This is a genomic window from Streptomyces sp. NPDC046465 (genome assembly GCF_040646035.1).
Taxonomy (GTDB): domain Bacteria; phylum Actinomycetota; class Actinomycetes; order Streptomycetales; family Streptomycetaceae; genus Streptomyces.
On the sequence record NZ_JBEYZK010000003.1, the window covers coordinates 1 to 14,669 of the forward strand.

12 protein-coding genes are annotated in these 14,669 nt (G+C 71.4%); 11 read left to right on the forward strand and 1 reads right to left on the reverse strand.

All coding sequences use genetic code 11. The annotated features are described in order from the left end of the window. The 8 genes from ABZ953_RS05440 to ABZ953_RS05475 form a co-directional block, all read left to right on the forward strand. Window positions 1-711 (forward strand): alpha-glucosidase C-terminal domain-containing protein (locus ABZ953_RS05440; protein ID WP_361717113.1); only part of this gene is annotated, 711 nt, incomplete at its 5' end. A 13-nt stretch (window positions 712-724) separates the two neighbouring features. Continuing rightward, on the forward strand, window positions 725-2,065 hold the full coding sequence (locus tag ABZ953_RS05445; RefSeq protein ID WP_361717116.1) for a maltokinase: 1,341 nt from the start codon (window positions 725-727) through the stop codon (window positions 2,063-2,065). A gap of 216 nt (window positions 2,066-2,281) precedes the next feature. Beyond that, complete coding sequence (gene glgB, locus ABZ953_RS05450) at window positions 2,282-4,441, forward strand: 1,4-alpha-glucan branching enzyme (protein ID WP_361718226.1); 2,160 nt, start codon at window positions 2,282-2,284, stop codon at window positions 4,439-4,441. Between the two features lie 73 nt (window positions 4,442-4,514). Continuing rightward, window positions 4,515-5,048, forward strand: coding sequence for a GNAT family N-acetyltransferase (locus ABZ953_RS05455; RefSeq protein ID WP_361717119.1), 534 nt, complete (start codon window positions 4,515-4,517; stop codon window positions 5,046-5,048). A 99-nt stretch (window positions 5,049-5,147) separates the two neighbouring features. Next, the gene (locus ABZ953_RS05460) at window positions 5,148-6,308 is read left to right on the forward strand and encodes a Vms1/Ankzf1 family peptidyl-tRNA hydrolase (RefSeq protein WP_361717121.1); all 1,161 of its coding nucleotides are present in this window, start codon (window positions 5,148-5,150) and stop codon (window positions 6,306-6,308) included. A 165-nt stretch (window positions 6,309-6,473) separates the two neighbouring features. Beyond that, entirely contained in the window at window positions 6,474-7,940 is a 1,467-nt protein-coding gene (locus ABZ953_RS05465) for an aldehyde dehydrogenase family protein (RefSeq protein WP_361717124.1), read from the forward strand. Between the two features lie 29 nt (window positions 7,941-7,969). Then, window positions 7,970-9,538, forward strand: a complete 1,569-nt coding sequence (locus ABZ953_RS05470; RefSeq protein WP_361717127.1) for a GMC oxidoreductase — start codon at window positions 7,970-7,972, stop codon at window positions 9,536-9,538. Continuing rightward, complete coding sequence (locus ABZ953_RS05475; RefSeq protein ID WP_361717130.1) at window positions 9,535-11,001, forward strand: APC family permease; 1,467 nt, start codon at window positions 9,535-9,537, stop codon at window positions 10,999-11,001. The genes ABZ953_RS05470 and ABZ953_RS05475 overlap by 4 nt, the downstream gene beginning before the upstream one ends. 275 nt (window positions 11,002-11,276) lie before the next feature. On the opposite strand, the gene ABZ953_RS05480 is transcribed toward ABZ953_RS05475, so the two are convergent. Then, entirely contained in the window at window positions 11,277-12,203 is a 927-nt protein-coding gene (locus ABZ953_RS05480) for a LysR family transcriptional regulator (protein WP_361717132.1), read from the reverse strand. Between the two features lie 94 nt (window positions 12,204-12,297). On the opposite strand from ABZ953_RS05480, the gene ABZ953_RS05485 reads away from it, so the two are divergent. Genes ABZ953_RS05485 through ABZ953_RS05495 form a run of 3 tightly spaced genes read left to right on the forward strand, consistent with a single transcriptional unit; the run spans window position 12,298 to window position 14,659 of the window. Next, a complete protein-coding gene (locus ABZ953_RS05485) occupies window positions 12,298-13,407 on the forward strand; it encodes an epoxide hydrolase family protein (protein ID WP_361717135.1) in 1,110 nt (369 codons plus the stop codon). After that, the gene (locus tag ABZ953_RS05490) at window positions 13,407-13,772 is read left to right on the forward strand and encodes a hypothetical protein (RefSeq protein WP_361717138.1); all 366 of its coding nucleotides are present in this window, start codon (window positions 13,407-13,409) and stop codon (window positions 13,770-13,772) included. Before ABZ953_RS05485 ends, ABZ953_RS05490 begins: the two co-directional genes overlap by 1 nt. After that, a complete protein-coding gene (locus tag ABZ953_RS05495; protein ID WP_361717141.1) occupies window positions 13,769-14,659 on the forward strand; it encodes a fumarylacetoacetate hydrolase family protein in 891 nt (296 codons plus the stop codon). The genes ABZ953_RS05490 and ABZ953_RS05495 overlap by 4 nt, the downstream gene beginning before the upstream one ends. Window positions 14,660-14,669 lie beyond the last annotated feature (10 nt).

Genomic DNA, 14,669 nt, shown 5'->3' on the forward strand with positions numbered 1-14,669 from the left:
GCGGAATACGCCAAAGACCCCCGCATGCGCGCGAACATCGGCATCCGCCGCCGCCTGGCCACCCTCCTGGACAACGACCGCAACCAGATCGAACTGTTCCTCGCCCTGCTCCTTTCGCTGCCCGGCTCGCCGATCCTGTATTACGGCGATGAGATCGGCATGGGCGACAACATCTGGCTCGGCGACCGCGACGCCGTGCGCACACCGATGCAGTGGACGCCCGACCGCAACGCGGGCTTCTCCTCCTGCGACCCCGGGCGCCTCTATCTGCCCGCGATCATGGATCCGGTCCACGGCTACCAGGTCACCAACGTCGAGGCCGCCATGTCCTCCCCGTCCTCCCTGCTCCACTGGACGCGCCGGATGATCGAGATCCGCAAGCAGAACCCCGCCTTCGGCCTCGGTTCCTACACCGAACTGCCCTCCTCCAACCCGGCCGTCCTCGCCTTCCTGCGCGAAGCCCCTCCGACGGAAGAGGACGGCGACGACCTCGTCCTGTGCGTCCACAACTTCTCCCGCTTCGCCCAGCCCACCGAACTCGACCTCCAGACCTTCGAGGGACGCCACCCCGTGGAGCTGATCGGCGGGGTGCGCTTCCCGGCCATCGGTGAACTCCCTTACCTCCTCACCCTCGCTGGACACGGCTTCTACTGGTTCCGCCTGCGCGACCTCCCCCCGCCCCGTCCGGTGGACACCGCCGTACGCCTCTGAAGGGATGTGCCGCATGCTCAAGACCGCACCGCTCTCGCACGACAGCCTCAGCCCACCCGTGGTGCTGAGGTCGCTGGCCGGACTGCTTCGGGAGTGGCTCCCGAAACAGCGGTGGTTCGCGGCCAAGGGCTGGCCCATCACGGACCTCTCCGTGGTGTCGATGACGACGCTGCACCCGGGATGCCTGCACCTGCTGATCAGCACCCGCCACGACGGCACCTCGCCGCACTGCTACCAACTCGTGCTCGGCATCCGCGAGGAGCTGCCGCCACGGCTCCACCACGCGGTCATCGGCAGGCCGTCCGTGGGCCCCCTCGCGGGACTCAGCGTGTACGACGCCCTGCTCGACCCCCGGTCGGCGGGACTGCTCCTCGAACGTCTGCGGACTCCGGGCGAGGCGGGACCGCTGCGCTTCGAGTGCGACGCGCGGACGGCGGTGCCCGCCGGGCTCACCCCCCGGCTCCTCGACGGCGAGCAGTCCAACACCTCGCTGGTGTACGGCAACCGCTTCATCCTGAAGCTCTTCCGCCGCATCCAGTACGGCATCAATCCGGACCTGGAAGTTCCGTGGGCGCTCGCCGGTGCGGGCTGCGCACGCGTACCCGCCCCCGTGGCCTGGTTCGGCACCACACAGCCGCGCAGAACCACACTCGGGGTCCTCCAGCCCTTCCTGCGCGACGCGACGGACGGCTGGACGCTGGCGCTGCAGTCCCTCGCGGCGGGCCACGACTTCACCGCCGAGTCGTACGAACTCGGGCGCGCCACCGCCGAGGTGCACCTGGCCCTCGCCCAGGTCTTCCCGCCCCGGACGCCCGACCGCCGCGCGGGCGCCGAGCTCGCCGCCGCGATGACCGAACGCCTGGAGGCCGCCGCGAGCCAGGTCCCCGCGCTCACGCCGTACGTGCCCAGGCTGCGCGCGGCCTACGACGCCGTCGCGGCGGGCGGCCAGGGCCGAGCGGACCAGCGGATCCACGGCGATCTGCACCTGGGCCAGGTGCTGCGCGCCGGACAGCGGTGGTTCGTCATCGACTTCGAGGGCGAACCGGCCCGGCCGCTCACCGAACGCCGACAGCTCCAGGCTCCCGTACGCGACATCGCGGGCATGCTCCGCTCGTTCGACTACGCGGCGCACTCCGAGCAGCCGTGGCAGCCGCAGTGGGCGCGGAGCTGCCGGGAGGCGTACTGCGCGGGCTACGCCGCCGAGGCCGCGTGGGACCCGCGCGCGGAGCCCGCGCTGCTGCGCGCCCACGAGACGGACCGGGCGGTGTACGAAGCGCTGTACGAGGCAAGTCACCGCCCCGAGTGGCTGCCGGTGCCCATGGCGGCGCTCGCCCGGCTCGCGGAGGGCCCCTGACGCCGACGCCTTCACCCGCCGCGCCGAAACGTTTCTTCACCACCGCGCCCACCGCTTCCCCGATTCACCTCTTCACCTCTTCACCTCTTCACGATCCACTCTTCAGAGGAGAGCTCATCCGTGGCCAGCATCGACACGTCCACTCCCGAACCTGCGGCCGCCCTCCTCGACCACCCCTGCCCGGAGACCCCGCTCGATGCGGAAGACCGCCACCGGCTGCTGTCGGGTACGCACCACGATCCGCACGCCGTGCTCGGCGCGCACCCGGTGCCCGGCGGCGTCGCCCTCGTGGTCCTGCGCCCGTGCGCCGAGGCGGTGCGGGTCGTCGTGGACGGGCGGAGCGTGCGGCTGAACGACGTGGGCGACGGCTTCCACTCGGGGGTGCTGCCTCTCACCTCGGGCGCCCCCCTGCCCGCGTACGAGCTGCACGTGACGTACGAGGGCCAGGAGGTCGAGCTGGGGGACCCCTACCGTTTCCTGCCCGCTCTCGGCGAACTCGATCTGCACCTCATCGGCGAGGGCCGCCACGAGCAGCTCTGGCAGGCGCTCGGGGCGCACCCGATGACCCACCAGGGCACGCGGGGCACCCGCTTCACGGTCTGGGCGCCGAATGCCAGGGGAGTGCGGGTGGCAGGCGACTTCTGCCACTGGGACGGTGTCGCCCACCCCATGCGCTCCCTCGGCTCGACCGGCGTGTGGGAGCTGTTCGTGCCCGGGCTCGACGAGGGCACCCTCTACAAGTTCGACATCACGCGCCCCGACGGCACCCACACCGTGCGCGCGGACCCGATGGCCCGCCGTACCGAGGTGCCGCCCGCGACGGCTTCGGTCGTCGAGGCCTCGCGGTACGAGTGGCGGGACGAGGAGTGGCTGCGGCGGCGCGGCGACGTACCCGTGCACGAGGCGCCGTTCTCGGTGTACGAGGTGCACCTCGCCTCCTGGCGCCCGGGGCTGACCTACCGGCAGCTCGCCGAGCAACTCCCCGCATATGTCAGCGACTTGGGCTTCACGCACGTCGAGCTGATGCCGGTCGCCGAGCACCCCTTCGGCGGCTCCTGGGGCTACCAGGTCACCGGCTTCTACGCCCCGACCTCGCGGCTCGGCACCCCCGACGACTTCAAGCGCCTCGTCGACGCGTTCCACCGGGCGGGGATCGGCGTCCTCATGGACTGGGTGCCCGCGCACTTCCCGCGCGACGACTGGGCGCTCGCCGCGTTCGACGGGGAGCACCTCTACGAACCGGCGGACCCCCGCCGCGCGGAACACCCCGACTGGGGGACGCTCACCTTCGACTACGGCCGTACGGAGGTCCGCAACTTCCTCGTCGCCAACGCCACGTACTGGTGCGAGGAGTTCCACATCGACGGGCTGCGCGTCGACGCCGTGGCCTCGATGCTCTATCTCGACTACTCCCGCGAAGAGGGCCGGTGGGCGCCCAACGCCCACGGCGGGCGGGAGAACGAGGACGCCGTCGCCTTCCTCCAGGAGATGAACGCCACGGTCTACCGCCGCTGCCCCGGGGTGGTCACCATCGCGGAGGAGTCGACCGCGTGGGACGGCGTGACCCGGGCCACCCATGAGACCGGGCCGAACGGCGTCGGCGGTCTGGGCTTCGGCCTGAAGTGGAACATGGGCTGGTCGCACGACTCCCTGGAGTACATGGGGCACGAGTCCGTGCACCGCGAGTACCACCACTCGGACCTGACCTTCGCCATGGTCTACGCGTACAGCGAGAACTATCTCCTGCCGGTCTCGCACGACGAGGTCGTGCACGGCAAGCGCTCGCTCGTGTCGAAGATGCCGGGCGACTGGTGGCAGCAGCGCGCCGATCACCGCGCCTACCTCGCCTACATGTGGGCCCACCCCGGCAAGCAACTCCTCTTCATGGGGCAGGAGTTCGCGCAGGGCGCCGAGTGGTCGCAGGAGCACGGGCTCGACTGGGGGCTCCTTGACGAGGTCTGGCCTGCGTGGCCCGACCACCACGGCGTGCGGGAGCTGGTGCGGGACCTGAACCACCGGTACCGGGCCGCCCCCGCCCTCTGGGAGCAGGACACGACCCCGGCGGGGTTCTCGTGGGTCGTGGTGGACGCGGCGCAGGACAACGTCGTGGCGTTCCTGCGCTGGGCCAAGGACGGCGCTCCGCTCCTCGCCGTGAGCAACTTCTCCCCGGTGGTCCGCCGCGACTACGAGCTGACCGTGCCGGACTCGGTCGGCGCCTGGCGGGAGACGCTCAACACCGACGCGGCCCGGTACGGCGGCGGCGACGTCGGCAACCCGGGCCCGCTGAAGCCCGAGCCGCACGCGGCCCGAGACGGCTCCTGCCGCCTGAGCGTGACGCTGCCGCCACTGGCCACCCTGTGGCTGGGCCCGGCCTGACCGGAACGCGATCGGCGCAGGCCACCGCCGGTCTGATTACCACTGAGGCGCCTGCTTTCGGCAGGATGGGCCCATGACCGAGATCCGCACCCCCCGCCTCCTCCTGCGTCGCTGGCACGACGACGACCTCGCGCCGATGGCGGAGATCAACGCGGACCCACGCGTGATGCACTGGATCGACGACGGCTCGGTGCACGACCTGGACCGGACGGCGGAGGAGATCGAGCGCTGGGAGGAGGAGTGGGACGACGAGGGCTTCGGCCTCTTCGCCGTCGAGCTCCTGGCCTCGGGTGAACTGGTCGGCTTCACGGGTCTGTACGTGCCCGGGTTCCTGCCGGAGGCGGCGTCCGAGGTGGCGATCAGCTGGCGGCTCGGCTCCCAGTTCTGGGGCCAGGGGTACGCGTCCGAGGCCGCCCAGGCCACCTTGGAGTTCGCCCTCCAGGACCGCAACCTCGACCGCGTCATCAGCATCGACCGGCTGGACAACCAGGCCTCCGCGAACGTCATCCGCAAGCTCGGCATGGCGCCGGAACGCGAGACGACGCACCCGGTGTACGGCTATCCGCTGCGCGTCCACGCGATCGACCTCACCGAGTACCAGGCCTGACGGGCGAGCTCCTCCGCGCGTGTTTGCCCTCGATCATCCGGGTACGCGCCCCTCGAACCGGGGTGAACCCGGATCAACTGGGATGAACGAGGAGGAAGCATGCAGCTGTCGTTTCTGGGACCACTCTTCGACCGTCCCGGCCCGTGGGCCACGGTCTACCTCGATCCCGGCCGGACCGACGAGGCGGGTGTCAAGCGGCGCGAACTGTCCGTACGGGAAGTGTGCCGGACGCTGACGGAACAGGGGGCGGACACCGCCACCACCCGGGCGGTCGGCGACGTCCTGACCCGCACGTCCGCCGCGGAGTTCCCGGCGGGCCGCGTGGTCTTCGCCACCGGCGGTGAGGTGGTGCTCGGCCACCGTCTCGCCCGGCCGCCGCAGGGCCAGCTCGCGACCTGGGCCCCGCTGCCCCGCCTGACGCCCCTGCTGGAGCTGGCCGGACAGGACCCCGCCTGTCTCGTGGCGTACATCGACCGCACCGGCGCCGACTTCGAGCTCCGCTGCGCTGCCGGGCCGCAGGACGCCGGGGGAGTGGAGGGCCAGCAGCGGCCGGTCCACCGCGGTGCCTCCGGCGACTGGTCCGAACCGCGCTTCCGGCTCAAGGTCGAGAACACGTGGGAGCACAACGCGGGCGAGATCGCCGAAGCGCTGGCCGCAGCGTACGAGAAGTCCGGCGCCGAGCTCGTGGTCCTCGTGGGCGACCCCCGCGAACGGCCCGCGGTGCACGCGAAGCTCCCTGACGCCGTCCGCGCGGTGACCGTGGAGACCGAGCATGGTGGCCGGGCCGCCGGATCCGCTTCCCCGGCCCTGGAAGAGGCCATCGCACAGGCCCGCCTCCAGCACACCGACCGCCGCGTCGAGGAGGCCCTCGACCGATTCCGCGCCGGACGCGTGGGCACCGACAGGCCGACGGACGCGGTCGAGGGGGTCCCGGCCGTGGTGGCGGCCGCCCGCGAGCACCGCATCGACACGCTCCTTGTCCGCCCCGACGGGCCGGACCTGAGCCGCGAGCTCTGGGTGGGCCCCGAGCCGGACCAGGCCGCGGTGCGCCGGGGCGACGCGCGGACGCTGGGCGAGACCGACCCCGTGTCCGTACGCGCGGACGACGCGCTCCTGCGGTCGGCCGCGATGACCGGTGCCGACGTACGGGTCATCCCGCTCCCCGACGAGCCCGCGTCCGACGGACCCGCCCGGCCGGAAGCGGCGGACACCGATGTCCCGGCGGGCGGCCTCGGCGCCCTGCTGCGCTGGTCGTACTGAACCGCGGCAGGCCCTAGCCCAACCAGGTCACATCTGCCCCCCAACCCTCGCCCGGCCGGTGCGTCCCCATGGCCGGGGCGCGCCGATCGGACGATGTTGGTGCGCGGCGTACGTGCCGGTGGGTGACCTCGGCACCGGACAGGTACGAGAGCGAGGGAGCCGACGATGCCGGAACTGTTCGTCGACGGGGAGTGGACCGGAGCCGTCCGAGGTGCGCGGCGGGACGTGATCAATCCGTACGACGCGTCCGTCGTCCAGCCGGTCGACGAGGCGGACGAGGCGGACGTCGACCTCGCCGTACAGGCCGCCCGGCGTGCTTTCGACCGTGGCGAGTGGCCAGGGGCACCCACCCGGGAGCGGGCGGACGTGCTGCTCAAAGTCGCGCGGTTCCTCCTGCGGGACCAGGAGGAGATCGCCCACGTCGAGTCCCTGGACACCGGCAAGACGCTCGCGGAGGCGCGGATCGACGTCGAGGACGTCTCGAACGCCTTCCGCTACTTCGGCGAGATCGCCGACAAGGACGGCGGCCGGGTCGTGGACGTCGGCCCCGACGTGCTCAGCCGGGTCACCTACCACCCCGTCGGGGTCTGCGCGCTGATCGCGCCGTGGAACTACCCGCTGCTGCAGGCCTCCTGGAAGGTCGCCCCGGCCCTGGCCGCGGGCAACACCTTCGTGCTCAAGCCCAGCGAGATCACCCCGCTCTCCACGATCCACATGATGCGGCTCATCGCCGAGGCGGGCGCCCCGGCCGGGGTCGCCAACCTGGTGCTCGGCCCCGGCGGCACGGTGGGCGCGGCCATGTCCGCCCACCCCGAGGTGGACCTGGTCTCCTTCACCGGCGGCCTGGCCACCGGGCGCCGGATCATGGAGGCGGCCGCACCGGGCGTGAAGAACCTCGCCCTGGAGCTCGGCGGCAAGAATCCCAACGTGGTCTTCGCCGACTGCGACTTCGACGCCGCCGTCGACCACGCCCTGGAGGCATCGTTCCTGCACTCGGGCCAGGTCTGCTCGGCAGGCTCCCGGCTCCTCGTCGAGGACTCCCTGCACGACCGGTTCGTGGAGCGCCTCGCCGCCCGCGCGAGCACCATCCGGCTCGGCAACGGGCTGGACCCGGCGACCGAGAGCGGGCCGCTCAGCTCCGCCGGGCACCGGGAGAAGGTCGAGAGCTATCTGGAGATCGCCGCCGAGGAGGGCGCCCGCCTCGTCTGCGGTGGCCGCCGCCCCGACGACCCGGAACTGTCGCGCGGGTTCTTCCTGCTGCCCACCGTCTACGCCGACTGCGACCGCTCCATGCGCATCGTCCAGGAGGAGGTCTTCGGCCCGGTGGTCACGGTGGAACGTTTCCGTACCGAGGAAGAGGCCGTGGAGCTGGCCAACGACACGCGGTACGGCCTGGCAGGCGGCGTCTGGACGAGCGACGCGAGCCGCGCCCAGCGCGTCGCGGCGGCGCTGCGCCACGGCACTGTCTGGATCAACGACTTCCACCCCTATGTGCCGCAGGCGGAGTGGGGCGGCTTCGGCCGCTCCGGCTTCGGCCGGGAGCTCGGCCCCACCGGCCTGCGCGAGTACCAGGAGGCCAAGCACATCTATCAGAACCTGAGGCCGGCACCCTCCGGCTGGTTCAAGGGCTGAGCGGGCAGGGCGAGAGAGAGGGCGACGGCATGGCCGACGAGACGACGACCTACGACTATCTGATCATCGGCGGCGGTACGGCGGGCTCCGTACTGGCCGCACGGCTGAGCGAGGACCCGGCCTGCCGGGTGTGCGTGGTGGAGGGCGGGCCGAGCGACGTCGGCGACGACCGCATCCTGCGCCTGCGCAACTGGATCAACCTGCTCGACTCCGAATTCGACTACGGCTACACCACCGAGGAGCAGCCGCGCGGCAACTCCCACATCCTGCACTCCCGGGCCCGGGTGCTCGGTGGCTGCTCGTCGCACAACACCCTGATCAGCTTCCTGCCGTTCCCGCAGGACCTCGACGAGTGGGTGGCGAGCGGCTGCGAGGGCTGGGGTCCCGAGACGATCCTGCCGTACCGGTCGCGGCTGCAGAACAACATCGTGCCCGTCGGCGCCGCCGACCGCAACGCCATCGCCGAGGACTTCGTGACGGCGGCGACCGCGAGCCTCGGCGTGCCGGTCGTCGAGGACTTCAACGCCCGCCCCTTCACCGACGGCGCCGGTTTCTTCTCCCTCGCGTACGACCCGGAGACCAACAAGCGCTCCTCCGCGTCGGTCGCCTATCTCCACCCGATCATGAACCGCCCCAACCTGACGCTCCGTCTGGAGACCTGGGCCTACCGCCTGTTGCCCGACAGCGAGGGCCGGTTCACCCGCGTGGAGGTCCGTAACCCCGACGGCTCGGTGTCGACGCTCGAGGCCGAGGCGGAGGTGCTGCTGTGCGCCGGGGCCATCGACACGCCGCGGCTGCTCATGCTCTCCGGCATCGGGCCCGCCGACCACCTGCGCGACCTGGGCATCGAGGTCCGCGCCGATCTGCCCGGGGTCGGCGAGAACCTCCTCGACCACCCGGAGTCGGTGATCGTGTGGGAGACCCGCGGCCCGCTGCCGCCCAACTCCGCCATGGACTCCGACGCCGGTCTCTTCCTGCGCCGCGACGCGGCGGGCGGCCCGCGCCCGGACCTGATGTTCCACTTCTACCAAGTGCCGTTCACCGTCAATACGGAACGTCTCGGCTACCCGGTCCCCGAGCACGGTGTCTGCATGACGCCGAACGTGCCGCGCGCCCGCTCCGTCGGCCGCATGTGGCTGCGCAGCGCGGACCCGACCGTCAAACCCGCCCTGGACTTCCGCTACTTCACCGATCCGGAGGGGCACGACGAGCGCACGATCGTCGACGGCCTGCGCATCGCCCGTGAGGTGGCCGCCACCGCCCCGCTCAGCGACTGGCTGCTGCGCGAGGTGGCGCCGGGCCCGGACGTGCAGTCCGACGAGGACCTCTCGGAGTACGGCCGCCGCGCCGCGCACACCGTCTACCACCCGGCGGGCACCTGCCGGATGGGCGCCGAGGACGATCCGATGGCGGTGGTCGACCCGCAGCTGCGGCTGCGCGGCCACGACGGCCTGCGCATCGTGGACGCGTCCATCTTCCCCACCATGCCGTCCATCAACCCGATGGTCACGGTGCTGCTCGCCGCCGAGCGCGCGGCCGATCTCATCACCGCCCGGCCGGGCCCCGGCCCCGTGGGCACGGAGGCGGGCGACCAGTGACCGTTCCAGGAACACCGGACAGCACCGCGGACGCCGCGTCGGACGAACCGAAATCGGAGTTCCGCAAGGAGATGGGGCCCTGGGCCAACTTCGCCCTCGGCTTCACCTACCTCTCGCCGGTGGTGAGCACGTACACCCTCTTCGGCACGGCTCTCGCCGACGGCGGCCCCCCGATGATCTGGGCCTTCGTGATGGCGGGCTGCGGGCAGTTCCTCGTCGCGCTGGTCTTCGGCGAGGTCGTCGCGCAGTATCCGGTCGCGGGCGGTGTCTACCCGTGGGCGCGGCGGCTCTGGGGCAAGCGCTGGGCGTGGATGACGGGCTGGGTCTACATGTGGGCGCTGCTCGTCACGATCACGAGCGTCGCGTACGGCGCGGGACCCTACATCGCGATCCTGCTCGGCTTCCGCCCCACCGTGCACACCACCGTGCTGTGCACGGTCGCGCTGATCGTCATCGCCGTGCTCATCAACTACGCGGGTACGAAGGCCCTTTCGTGGGCGGCGCTGGTCGGCTTCGGCGCGGAGCTGCTCGGCGCGATCGTCGTCGGCATCATCCTCCTGACCACGCACCGCTTCCACGGCCTCGGCGTCCTCTTCGACGACTACGGCGCGGCCGGTGACAGCTCCTACCTGCCCGTCTTCCTCGGCGCGGCGATCATCGGCTTCTACCAGTACTACGGCTTCGAGGCCTGCGGAGACGTTGCCGAAGAGGTCGAGAACCCCGGCAAGGTGATCCCCAAGGCGATGCGCCGCACCATCTACGTCGGCGGGATCGCGGCGACGTTCACGTGTCTGACGCTGCTCCTCGCCGTCGTCGACTACAAGGCGGTCATCTCCGGTGAGGACGCCGACCCGGTGGTCAGGGTCCTCTTCGACGCCCTCGGCGAGGCGGGCGCGCGCACCGTGATGGCCGTCGTCCTCATCTCCTTCCTGTCCTGCACGATCAGCCTCCAGGCCGCCGCGGGCCGGCTGATCTACTCGTACGCCCGGGACGAGATGATCATCGGGCACCGGATGCTGCGGAAGTTCTCCGAGGCCCGCGCGGTGCCGCCGTACGCGCTGCTGGTCGCCGCGGTCCTGCCGACGCTGATCGCCTTCGGCTCGCTGATCTCGGCGGACGCCCTGACCAAGATCGTCTCCTTTGCGATCCTCGGCATCTACGCCGCCTTCCAGATGGTCGTCCTTGCCGCCCTGCGGGCCCGCCTCAAGGGGTGGAAGCCGAGCGGGGAGTATCGCCTCGGCCGGTGGGGCCTCGCGGTCAACATCGGGGCGCTGGCCTACGGGATCTTCGCCATCGTCAACATCGCCTGGCCCCGCACCCCCGAAGCCCCCTGGTACGACAACTGGATCGTGCTGCTCGGCGGCGGCATCGTGGTCGGCACGGGACTCGTGTACATGTTCACCACCCACCACTACGGCCGCGGCGACGCCCCTTCGGGGAACGCGGTGCCCGACGAGCAGTGACCGGGCTCGCCCCGGATCCCGTCCAGTTGCGCCCCCGGTCGTCGGGGGCGTCCTGCCCATAGGACTCACCGGCGAGGACGCGAGGTACGGCCTGACCGCGCCGTACAGTCCATGCACTGTCCATGCCCTGATCGAGCGCGGCACGCTCGGCGTCGTCCGGTTCAGCGGTGCGCGGGACGTCCCCGGAGGAGAGAGCCCGAGCTCGTCGAGACGCTGTGGCCGCAGACCAGGCACGGGCCATGATCGCTCGCGTGTGCGGGCGGAGCCGCCGCTGATCATGTCGTGCGGATCGGCCCCGCACGGTGGGTTCCGGTGAGCAGAGCTTCGGCATGCTTGCGGAAAGCGGTGACCAGACGGCTGCGGTCGCCGGTGCGCGTGGCGAGTACGACCTGGCTCGGTTCGACTCCGCGCAACGGGACGGTGGTGAGGCTGGGATGCAGGCCGGTCGCGTGGTCGAGGGGCGGCCCGATGGCCACGGCCTGCCCGGCGGCGATGAGTTCGTGCTTGTCCTCAAGGGCTTCGACCAGGGGGCCGTCGGGCGCGGGCCGCCCGTCGGGCCGGGGGTCGAGCCGCCAGTAGGCGTTCAGCAACGGGTCGGACTGGCGTACGTGGGGGATCGGCTCGTCGGCGATGTCGCCGAGGGTGACCGACTCCTGGCCGGCCAGACGGTGGTCCCGGGGCACGACCAGTACGCGCGGTTCGTCGTACAGGACGGTGACGCGCAGCCGGTCGGTGGGGAACGGCAGACGCGTCACCACCGCGTCGACGCGGTGCTCCAGCAGCGCGCCGCGCGAGTCGTTCCAGGCGAGCAGGCGGGTGTGGACCTCGGCATCGGGATCGCGGTCCCGCAGGGCCCGCACGGCCGCGGTGATGACCAGCCCCTTGGTGTAGCCGATGGTGATGCTGCTGGGGCGGGCCGCGGCCCGGGTGCGGGCCATCGCCTCGACCGCGGTGCGCAGCAGCCCCTGGGCCTGGGGCAGGAAAACCTCGCCGGCCTCACTCAGCCGGGTGCCGCGCGTGGTGCGGTCGAGCAGGCGGACGCCCACTTGCTGTTCGAGGCGGCGGATCTGTCGGCTCAGCGACGGCTGGGTGGTGTGCAGCGCCTCGGCGGCACGGCCGAAGTGCTGGTACTCGGCGACCACCGTGAAGCACTGCACCAGCCGGAGATCGAGATCCACGGGTGCGGGGAAGTGTTCGGACACCACCCCACCCTAACTGGCCTTATACGCAGCCTGTATTACCTGTACCGGAACAATCATTGGACTGCGCGCTCGTCGCGGCCGCACCGTGGTGACCATGACATCGGACAGCGTGACACCGTTTCGTATCGACATCGCGGACAGTGCCCTGAAGGATCTGAAGGACCGGCTCCACCGGGTACGCCTCGCCGGCCGGGAGACAGCGCCGGACAGCAGCCAGGGGGTGCGGAGGGAGCACCTGGAGGAGCTGCTGGAGTACTGGGCCACCGGGTACGACTGGCGCGATCTGGAGCGGCGGCTCAACGAGCTGGGCCAGTTCCGCACGACCATCGACGGTCTCGGCCTCCACTTCATGCACGTACGCTCACCCCGCCCCGACGCCACCCCCCTGTTGCTGCTGCACGGATGGCCGGGCTCGTTCCTGGAGTTCCTCAAGACCGTCGGCCCGCTCACCGAGCACGGCTTCCACCTCGTCGTCCCCTCGATGCCCGGCTACGGCTTCTCCGACCAACCCGCCTCGACAGGCTGGGGCCCGGACCGGATCGCCCGCGCGTACGGCGTGCTCATGCGACGCCTCGGCTATGACTCCTACCTGGCCCAGGGAGGCGACTGGGGCGGTGTCGTCGCGACCCGCATGGGGGCGCAGCGCCTGACGGGCCTGCGTGCGATCCACGTCAACTTCCCCGAGTTCCTCGCCGCACCACCGGTCGGCGACGACCCGGCCCCTGAGGAGAAGGCCGCCCTCGAACAGGGCAGCCGCTTCCTCGCCGTCCATTCCGGATACCACGTCGTGCAGCGCACCCGGCCGCAGACCATCGGCTACGCCCTGACCGACTCCCCGGCCGGGCAGGCCGCCTGGATCTACGAGAAGTTCCTCGACTGGGCCCGGCCCGGCGCCCTCACCCCCGACGAGATCCTCGACCACATCTCCCTGTACTGGTTCACCGGCACCGCTGCTTCCTCCGCCCGCCTGTACTGGGAGTACGCCCGGCAGCCGCTCGCTCCCACCGAGCTGGACCTTCCCGTCGGGGTCAGCGTCTTCCCGGACGAACTGACGCGTACCCCGCGCATCTGGGCCGAGCGCGCCTATCGCGACCTGCGCTACTTCAACGACGACATCCCCGCGGGCGGCCACTTCGCCGCCCTGGAGCAGCCTGAGCTGTTCGTCGAGGAGATCGTCAAGTTCGCGCGGACGGTGGCCGCGTGATGACGATCGAGATCAGCGGGGGCACGGACGGCATCGGGCGCAGGGACCGGGTCGTGGCCGTCGGGACCGACAGGGCCAAGGCCGAGCCCGGCGCCCGGTTCCAGCGCCCCAGGCGTACGGAGACCGCCGACGGCCCGGCGTCCGACTCCGCGCCGACCTGCCTCAGCCGTTCCCCGCTCAGCCGTTCCCCGCTCAGCCACGGCCCGGCAGGCCTGCTCGGCCGCGCCGCCGATCCGGCCGTGCTCGACTTCCGCGGCGCCGGGCGTTTCGAGACCGCCGTCAAGGAGATCCCGGACCCTCAGGCATCCTCCCTCGCCGACGCACGACGCCTCTACGACCGCACCCGGGAGGTGCTTGCCCGATGAAGTGGGTCAGCTACCGCTCCGCCGACGGCTCCACGCGCTGCGGCGTGATGCGCGACAACAAGATCCACGCCGTGGGCACGGGCCTGTTGGAGCTGCTGCGCGCCGAAGGCGGGCTGGAGGCCGCCGCGACCAGGAAACCGACCGAGATCGTCGAGCCGGCCACCGCCGACCTGCTGGCACCGATACCGGTGCCCCCGGCGGTCCGGGACTTCGCCGCGTTCGAACGTCACATCAGTAACGCGGGTAAGGCAGCCGTCGGCGACGGCACGGTCAGCCCGGTCTGGTACGAGTATCCGCTCTTCTATTTCTCCAACCCGGCGGCGATCAAGGGACCGCACGACGAGGTCGCCATCGCCCCGGGCGCTCAGTTGTGGGACTACGAGGTCGAGGTCGCTGCGGTGATCGCCGGGGACTGCTCAAACCTCGACGCCGCCACGGCGGAGAATCACATCGCCGGCTACCTGGTCTACTGCGACTGGAGCGCACGCGACATCTCCGCGAGCGAGATGGGGTTCGTGTACGGCCCGTCCAAGAGCAAGGACGCCTCGACCAGCCTCGGCCCGTTCCTCGTCACCCCCGACGAGCTGGAGCCCTACCGCTCGAGGCGGGGCTATGCGTTGCGGATGGACGGGTACGTCAACGATGAGCATTACGGCGGCGGCAGCTGGGACGAGATCCACTGGTCGTTCGGCGAGATGCTGGCGCACGCGTCGCGCGGCACCTCGCTGCGAGCCGGTGACATCATCGCCAGCGGCCCTGTGGGCACCGGCTGCATCCAGGAGCTGGCCGGCCGCCGCCCTTACCTGGCACCGGGAGACACGGTCCGGATCGAAGTGCGGGAACTCGGCGCGATCTCCGCACGGATCACCGCGCCAGAGCCGTCCTGACTTACCGGAC

Bases quoted from the DNA above. Each gene is read 5' to 3' on its own strand.
- ABZ953_RS05445 (WP_361717116.1), top strand. From the start codon at position 725: ATGCTCAAGACCGCACCGCTCTCGCACGACAGCCTCAGCCCACCCGTG.
- ABZ953_RS05455 (WP_361717119.1), top strand. From the start codon at position 4,515: ATGACCGAGATCCGCACCCCCCGCCTCCTCCTGCGTCGCTGGCACGAC.
- ABZ953_RS05460 (WP_361717121.1), top strand. From the start codon at position 5,148: ATGCAGCTGTCGTTTCTGGGACCACTCTTCGACCGTCCCGGCCCGTGG.
- ABZ953_RS05465 (WP_361717124.1), top strand. From the start codon at position 6,474: ATGCCGGAACTGTTCGTCGACGGGGAGTGGACCGGAGCCGTCCGAGGT.
- ABZ953_RS05470 (WP_361717127.1), top strand. From the start codon at position 7,970: ATGGCCGACGAGACGACGACCTACGACTATCTGATCATCGGCGGCGGT.
- ABZ953_RS05485 (WP_361717135.1), top strand. From the start codon at position 12,298: ATGACATCGGACAGCGTGACACCGTTTCGTATCGACATCGCGGACAGT.
- ABZ953_RS05490 (WP_361717138.1), top strand. From the start codon at position 13,407: ATGACGATCGAGATCAGCGGGGGCACGGACGGCATCGGGCGCAGGGAC.
- ABZ953_RS05495 (WP_361717141.1), top strand. From the start codon at position 13,769: ATGAAGTGGGTCAGCTACCGCTCCGCCGACGGCTCCACGCGCTGCGGC.